7 protein-coding genes and 1 pseudogene are annotated in these 6200 nt (G+C 55.7%); 4 read left to right on the plus strand and 4 right to left on the minus strand.

Annotated features, from left to right (window positions below):
• From EA797_RS21445 to tcyN, 4 genes and pseudogenes are all read left to right on the plus strand, one after another.
• A pseudogene (locus EA797_RS21445) lies at window positions 1-530 on the plus strand (pyridoxal-phosphate dependent enzyme); the annotation flags it as partial.
• A 107-nt stretch (window positions 531-637) separates the two neighbouring features.
• On the plus strand, window positions 638-1435 hold the full coding sequence (gene tcyJ, locus EA797_RS21450; RefSeq protein WP_122168985.1) for a cystine ABC transporter substrate-binding protein: 798 nt from the start codon (window positions 638-640) through the stop codon (window positions 1433-1435).
• A complete protein-coding gene (tcyL, locus tag EA797_RS21455) occupies window positions 1432-2100 on the plus strand; it encodes a cystine ABC transporter permease (protein WP_122168987.1) in 669 nt (222 codons plus the stop codon). The genes tcyJ and tcyL overlap by 4 nt, the downstream gene beginning before the upstream one ends.
• Complete coding sequence (gene tcyN, locus EA797_RS21460; RefSeq protein ID WP_122168989.1) at window positions 2100-2849, plus strand: L-cystine ABC transporter ATP-binding protein TcyN; 750 nt, start codon at window positions 2100-2102, stop codon at window positions 2847-2849. Before tcyL ends, tcyN begins: the two co-directional genes overlap by 1 nt.
• A gap of 155 nt (window positions 2850-3004) precedes the next feature.
• Here tcyN and EA797_RS21465 read toward each other — a convergent pair whose 3' ends face one another.
• The 4 genes from EA797_RS21465 to EA797_RS21485 form a co-directional block, all read right to left on the minus strand.
• Window positions 3005-3349, minus strand: coding sequence for a hypothetical protein (locus EA797_RS21465; protein ID WP_425275598.1), 345 nt, complete (start codon window positions 3347-3349; stop codon window positions 3005-3007).
• A 341-nt stretch (window positions 3350-3690) separates the two neighbouring features.
• Window positions 3691-4044 (minus strand): hypothetical protein, encoded by a 354-nt coding sequence (locus EA797_RS21475; RefSeq protein ID WP_244214186.1) that lies wholly within the window; start codon window positions 4042-4044, stop codon window positions 3691-3693.
• Window positions 4045-4214: 170 nt separating this feature from the next.
• Window positions 4215-4829 carry a GAD-like domain-containing protein gene (locus EA797_RS21480; protein WP_122168993.1) on the minus strand — a complete coding sequence of 205 codons (615 nt, stop codon included), beginning with the start codon at window positions 4827-4829 and terminating at the stop codon, window positions 4215-4217.
• Window positions 4830-4935: 106 nt separating this feature from the next.
• A complete protein-coding gene (locus tag EA797_RS21485; protein ID WP_341866929.1) occupies window positions 4936-5841 on the minus strand; it encodes a PoNe immunity protein domain-containing protein in 906 nt (301 codons plus the stop codon).
• Between the last annotated feature and the right edge of the window lie 359 nt (window positions 5842-6200).

Raw genomic sequence — 6200 nt, forward strand, 5'->3', positions numbered from 1 at the left:
CGCTTGCTGCTAGACCTGTTCGGATGCGACATCGAAACAGTCGCCAACCTGGATAACGCAGACGAGTTGCTAGGGGCCGCTGCAGACCGGCTCAGTGGCGCCGGTCGTAAACCCTACGTGGTGCCCATCGGCGGCTCCAATGCGCTCGGCGCCCTGGGTTATGTGCGCGCCGGGCTGGAGCTGGCAGAGCAGATGCAAGGCACTGGCGAGGACTTTGATGCCGTTTTGCTCGCCTCCGGAAGCGCAGGGACCCACAGTGGCCTGGCCCTGGCGCTCGAATATGCACAGCCGGGCATCCGGGCGATCGGGGTANCCCCCGCTACGGCGAGCCGAACGCCGGCACGCTGGCCGCGATCCGGTTGCTTGCCGAGCAGGAAGGCGTCCTGCTTGACCCGGTGTACACCGGCAAAGCTTTTGCGGGCTTGCTTGATGGCATTGCCCGAGGTGCCTTTCCTGGCCGGTGTCCGCTGCTGTTCCTACACACCGGTGGTACCCCGGCGCTATTCGCCTATCATCCATGGGCACTATGAGAGCAGATGCTATATTCCATAATTGTTGGTCATGATAATTACTAATTATTTTATGGAATAAACTCGCACCCTTAGAGTTAGTTGAATTTCCCATCGAGAGGTCAGCCATGCCATTCACCACGCTGCGTCGTCATTTCCTGCTCGGCAGCCTGAGTCTTCTGCTTGGCTCTAGCCTGTTCACCCCGGTTTTCGCCGCCGATCTCCTCGATGAGGTCAAGTCGAACGGAACCCTCAAGGTTGGACTGGAAGGTACTTACCCGCCCTTCAACTACCAGGATGCCAGCGGCCAGTTGACCGGCTTCGAGGTGGACCTTGCCGAGGCACTGGCAGAGGAACTGGGGGTCAAGGCCGCGTTCCAGCCAACCAAATGGGACGGCATTCTCGCCGCGCTGGAATCGAGGCGGTTGGATGTCGTGATCAACCAGGTAACGATCTCCGATGAACGCAAACAGAAGTACGACTTTTCTACCCCCTACACCGTTTCCGGTATCCAGGCGCTGACTCGTAAGGCCGATGCCGACACGATCAAGAGTCCGAACGACTTGGCCGGCAAGAAGGTTGGCGTGGGCCTTGGCACCAACTACGAGCAGTGGCTCAAGGAAAACGTGCCACAAGCCGAAATCCGCACCTACGACGACGACCCAACCAAGTTTCAGGACCTCAACGTCGGCCGCATCGACGTCATCCTGGTCGACCGTCTGGCCGCTTTCGAAATGGTAGAGAAGACCGGCGATCGCCTGGCCGTGGCTGGTGACGCCTTCTCCCGCCAGGAGTCCGGTGTTGCCCTGCGTAAGGGCAACCCACAATTGCTTGCTGCTATCGACGCGGCCATCGCCAAGCTGCGCGCCGATGGTACGCTGAAACAGCTTTCCGAGAAGTGGTTCGGGGCTGACGTCACGCAATGATCGACAGCAGCCTGCAACTGGCGCTGGACTCGCTGCCGTTTCTGCTCAAGGGCGCGTGGTGGACCGTGGTGCTGAGCCTGGGCGGGATGTTCTTCGGCCTGCTGCTCGGCTTTGGCCTGGCGCTGCTGCGGCTGTACGCTTACTGGCCGCTGCAGTGGCTGGCGCGGGTGTACGTCTCATTTTTCCGCGGCACGCCGCTGCTTGTTCAGCTGTTCATGATTTATTACGGGCTGCCGCAACTCGGCATCCAGCTCGATCCGCTACCGGCTGCGCTTATTGGCTTCTCCTTGAACATGGCCGCCTACACCGCCGAGATCCTGCGCGCTGCCATCGCGTCCATCGACCGTGGCCAATGGGAAGCGGCCGCCAGTATCGGCATGAGTCGCGCCCAGACCCTGTATCGAGCCGTTCTCCCACAGGCCGCCCGCACCGCCCTGCCTCCACTGGGCAACAGCTTCATCTCGCTGGTAAAGGACACTGCCCTTGCGGCCACCATTCAGGTTCCGGAACTGTTCCGCCAGGCGCAGCTGATCACCGCACGCACTTTCGAGATCTTCACCATGTACCTCGCCGCCGCGCTGATCTATTGGTTGTTGGCCAGTGTGCTGGCGTACTTTCAGGGTCGCCTGGAAGACCGGGTCAACCGACACGAGCAGGACGCCTGATGATTTTCGTGCGCAACCTGAGAAAGGCCTTCAAGGGCCAGGAGGTGCTCAAGGGCATCGACCTCGATATAGCCCCCGGCGAAGTGCTGGCGATCATCGGCCCCAGCGGTTCGGGCAAGACCACTCTGCTGCGCTGCCTCAACCTTTTGGAGCAACCCAGCGGTGGGCAGATCACCGTCGGGGATATCCATATCGATGCTGATAAACCGCTCAGGGCGCAGCAAGGGCTGATCCGCCAGCTGCGCCTGCACGTCGGTTTCGTGTTCCAGAACTTCAACCTGTTCCCTCACCGCACAGCCCTCGAGAATGTCATCGAAGGGCCGGTGCAGGTGAAGAAGGAGCCGCGCACCCAGGCACTCGAACGCGGCCGCGCATTGCTGGCCAAGGTCGGCCTAGGTGGCAAGGAAGACTCCTATCCCAAACGCCTCTCCGGGGGCCAGCAACAGCGAGTGGCGATTGCCCGCGCGCTGGCCATGCAGCCGGACGTAATCCTGTTCGACGAGCCGACCTCTGCGTTGGATCCGGAACTAGTCGGCGAAGTGCTCTCTACCATCCGCTGCTTGGCCGAGGAAAAGCGCACCATGGTCATCGTCACCCATGAGATGAGCTTCGCCCGCGACGTCGCCGACAGGGCGATCTTCATCGATGATGGTGTAATCGTCGAGCAAGGCGACGCCAGGCAGCTGCTTAGTGCACCGAAGCATGAGCGCACACGGCAGTTCCTGAGCAAGTTTATCGGCGATCACTAGGCGCGCTAGCCGGCCAGGTGCCGTTCGCCTCAAACATTTTCAAGAGGTATGACGTTGCGCCTTTTGAGCGCTGTCGGCTTTTACTGCCGCACCTCGCCCCAGTGGCAGCATGAGCACTGCCGATGCAGGGAAAACTTACGTAATACCAATGCCCGTCAGTATTTGAATTTCGTATGCACCTTCTCGCCATGACGGTAAGAAATTACAAACTCGCTCCAGTTCTCGCCGCGAGCCTTAGCTAAAGCTCGTAGTTTTTGGACGAGATCGTACAGAGCCGCACCATTGAAATCCGTTTCAGCGTTCGTGACTTCGACACTGTCTTTTTCGACTGTCAGCTCTTCCAGAATATAGTCATCATTGACTTCAACTTCGAGCCGAAACGCGTCGTAACCGGAGACAATCCCTTCATCCACTAGGGAAAATATGGCCTTAACCAATTCAAAATCTTCAGCAATCATTGGTATTGCTCCGTGTTCGATGACGGGGTGAGCGCGAGCCATACGCTCATTTCCGATCTGCCCCGTTCGCCAATTGGATGCCTAGCGCGCTGACCTCATCTACCCTCACGCTCGTAGCCATCCTGCGAAACTGCGAGTGTTATCTGACCTGCTCCGCAAACGCATGCCGAACCTAGTTGGCTTGTGCATAGCAGGCTAACTCGCAGGAAGAAAATGCGCGGAGAAACGTAAGCTGATTGTAGGTCACGTTCCAAAGATAAGGCCGCTAAACGAAACCCTAGGCACACGATTGATTCAGCGTGAAGATAAGCTCGGTTGGCTCTACATGAACCGACTACCACCGCCCAATCAGGCCTCAAATTGAGGCCTGCTTATGACCTACTCTAGCCTTCGCAAATAAATTCTCGCCACATGACAATAGCTTCTTCCAAGTCGTCAATACTTATGACTTCAAAATAATCGTCGTCGTATAGCGAATATATTTTTGCCATTTCACCGGATAGCTCTGCTCCCCAGCTGTCACGAATCCACTCGGCAATACTTACCGCATTGTATTTTACCGCTTGTATCCTCGACAGACCTTCATTCAACCACTTCACGGTGTCCTTATATTGTTGGCCGCCATTATCGGATAACAAGCATGATAGGAAATCCACTCCATCTATCCCTATCACATCGGAGTGACAGCTGGGTTCCCTCACATCCCCCACCTCATTCCAAAAAAAATTAAGCTTCATTTCACTCTACTTTACATTTTTGACTGGCCTTTCGATGCCCCCGCAATACGCGCCAGGTTATGACCCACCGCATTCGAGGAGCAAGCGTCCCGGCGCCTCCCTATATCGAAGCAAGGAGCGGGGCCGGCGCGGGATGCGGCTGATCATCAATGGCTCTGAGAAGCGCCGCCTTAACGACGCAATTGATCAAGTATCATCAGGTGAACGTCCATGTTCAGCTTGAACATATGCTCAAGGTCCGCCTTCCCGCCAATACACAACGCGGGTTCGAACGCATACATTTCATGCTCTCCAACCGGCCCTAGCTTCGCAAGTGCCCGTTGAAATAGGGCTTTACCCTGCTCATCATCGAAGTCGAGGCTATCTCTGCGGGATGTAGCTAGGAAAATCCCAAGCGCCTGATCGGGGTTTGGATTGACTTTCTGCAGTTGGTTCTTTAACGCAACGATGCCGCCGGCCAGGCTGGAGACGGTGATCATGCGCTGGTAACGCTCACCCCATGCATATAGCGAACCGAAGGCATTTCGGGCGATGACGTGATATTTGTCTATGTCAGCCAGTTCAGTGCCATGGAGCCACATGTCCAATATTTCCTGATATGGTTCCGGGTCAACTATCCAGAACAGACCATCGGCGTAAGAGCACCAGCCTTCCTCTTGCCAGTAACGCAACAAGGCGTCAGGCAGCCGTGAGCGATACTTCTCAATACTCGATTCAGGCACATCTCGGCGTGAACCCGCTTCACCTAGATTTCCAATAAGCAGCTGAATGAACTCGTCTCTCATCTACCACCCTCTCGCCGAAGCGCCATCACGATTCAAATACAGCTGACAGTACGTCTCATAAAGCTACCCAGCACTCGTTCACTAAGCCGGAGATCAATGCTCATCTTCATTTCAGGCGGCTGAGAAAACGAGCTATTAAGCTTCGCTTAGTAGAAGGCTGTGCAGGGCGTTCGCTCCTACTTTCATCTGACGCCAATGAGGCGGCCTCACTGCTCGACGGATGTATCAGCTCATCTGGGTAATGTTGATGGCCAATGCATAGCGCGTCGTCAATGCTAAATACTTTTGCAGCAGCGACGGCCTCTACGCACCACCGACCGAAGTAAGCGCCACCGGCAAAGTTTTCATCACCGTACTTATACCAATACGGATAGCCAACCTTGGTAGCTTGGGCGTATTTTGCATTTCGCGAAGCGACGCCAAGCCCATCGAACCAAGACTCAACAAACTGTTTGAGAAGGAGGGCCTGATTCTCAACTGGCGCCTCTATAGCCCCCAACAGCAACGCGTAAGGTTTCGGATAGAGCAGCTCATCCCCGATCACTCTTCCCGGTGTACGTTTGGATATGATCTTGTCAAGAAGACGGTCTTGCCCTTCATTTCCAACGAGCGCCATCAGTCGCGACCATTGATCATCCGGAATCTCTAACGCAAGTCCAAGTCCCACAAGCCAAAAGCAGCTTATATAATGATCGAGATTAACCTTCCAAGACCTACGGATTACCTGCTGCTCTTCGCTCCATATTTTGCCGCCTAATTGCTCGGAACGCTCCCATGCATCGAGCAAGCCTGGGAAGTACTGCGCAAGACTTTTTACACGACAGCCAGCTGAGTAACGGCGAAGCATCTGGTGCCAATGCTTCTGCACTATGGTGAATAAATACTGTGGTAGATAGCTGGGATCAGCATCTTGCTGTGCGGCAGTTTGTTTTGCCTCAGCAATGTACTGGTCACCATACTCTACCCACTCTGACCAGTAATGAGCGTTTCCTTTCGAATCCCGGACGATTATGTTCCCTTCCCATCTCGCGAGTGCGGTTCGATCGCTCTGAGCGTTTCGGCTTAGTTAACAAAGCCGCTGAGAAATAGAGTGAGTGCTGTCACGATATGCTTACGCACTTAACCCTACACCTAACAGTCGCAATTCATTTTTTGAGAAACTGCATTTCTCGCGTGACCCGTTCAGCCTTGTTGTCCCGCACCCTTTTCCCGACGCTCGGCCCTTATGGAATTGGTCGCTGCCGGCTGCATTCCGCCACGCAACACTCCGTTCGGGTCCAGCTAATCGCCACCCTACGCCTACGTTCTCCCATGCCGGTTTCTTTTAGCTGAATGCGTCGATCAGCATGCATTCGTGCATGTCGCGCGCCC

The sequence above is a fragment of the Stutzerimonas zhaodongensis genome (assembly GCF_003696365.1).
GTDB lineage: Bacteria > Pseudomonadota > Gammaproteobacteria > Pseudomonadales > Pseudomonadaceae > Stutzerimonas > Stutzerimonas zhaodongensis.

Coding starts and splice junctions, on each gene's coding strand:
- EA797_RS21465 (WP_425275598.1), bottom strand. CDS start 3,349: ATGGCTCGCGCTCACCCCGTCATCGAACACGGAGCAATACCAATGATT.
- tcyL (WP_122168987.1), top strand. CDS start 1,432: ATGATCGACAGCAGCCTGCAACTGGCGCTGGACTCGCTGCCGTTTCTG.
- EA797_RS21480 (WP_122168993.1), bottom strand. CDS start 4,829: ATGAGAGACGAGTTCATTCAGCTGCTTATTGGAAATCTAGGTGAAGCG.
- tcyJ (WP_122168985.1), top strand. CDS start 638: ATGCCATTCACCACGCTGCGTCGTCATTTCCTGCTCGGCAGCCTGAGT.
- EA797_RS21475 (WP_244214186.1), bottom strand. CDS start 4,044: ATGAAGCTTAATTTTTTTTGGAATGAGGTGGGGGATGTGAGGGAACCC.
- tcyN (WP_122168989.1), top strand. CDS start 2,100: ATGATTTTCGTGCGCAACCTGAGAAAGGCCTTCAAGGGCCAGGAGGTG.